The organism is Streptomyces sp. AC627_RSS907, from assembly GCF_019049165.1.
In genome coordinates, this window is the sequence record NZ_JAGMUE010000510.1 from 1 (window position 1) to 587 (window position 587).

A 587-nucleotide genomic window follows, 5' to 3' on the forward strand; every position below is an offset into this window, starting at 1 on the left:
CCCTTGGAGCTCCAGGAGAGGGGGACGACGTCGCCGGGGGGTGCCTGGTGGCCGGGCGGGCGGCTGGTGCCGGTCGTGCTCGCCAGTACCGCGGCGATGTCGGCGGCCGTGGCCGAGTCGTCGGCCGTGACCAGCACGTCCTGGGGTTCGGCCCCCGCCCGCACAGCCGTCACCAGGACACGCATGGCTGCCTTCCTCCCCGCCCGCGGCGTTGCGTGGCTCTCAAGTCGTTCGTCCCGAGGCTATCTGTTGGGTGTCTCATCGAACGGATTGCCTGTGGATAACTCCGCGCCGCGTGCGATGTGCGCGGTATGCCCTTGAATGACACGGGACTTCACGGCGCGTGGACGTCATGGATCTTCACGGCGGTCGGGCGGGCCTCGGTTCCGTACGGCTCGGTTCCGCGCGACTGGTTCCGTACGGCTCGGGCCCGCGCGACTGGTTCCGTACGACGTGGTCCCGTACGGCGTGGTCCAGTACGGCGTGTGATGTGGGCCCGGCAGGTGGGGTGGTGGGGTCGCGAGGTCGGGCCCGAGGGCATGACCTCGGGACTACGCCTGGTGTTGGAGGGCGAGCGCGCTGGCCAG

The 587-nt window shown here is 70.7% G+C and carries 1 protein-coding gene; it reads right to left on the bottom strand.

Going from position 1 to position 587, the window contains the following annotated elements; translation table 11 throughout:
* Positions 1 to 185: hypothetical protein (locus KUM32_RS36740; RefSeq protein WP_217146214.1), on the bottom strand; the 185-nt coding region annotated here is incomplete at its 3' end.
* Positions 186 to 587: the final 402 nt, after the last annotated feature.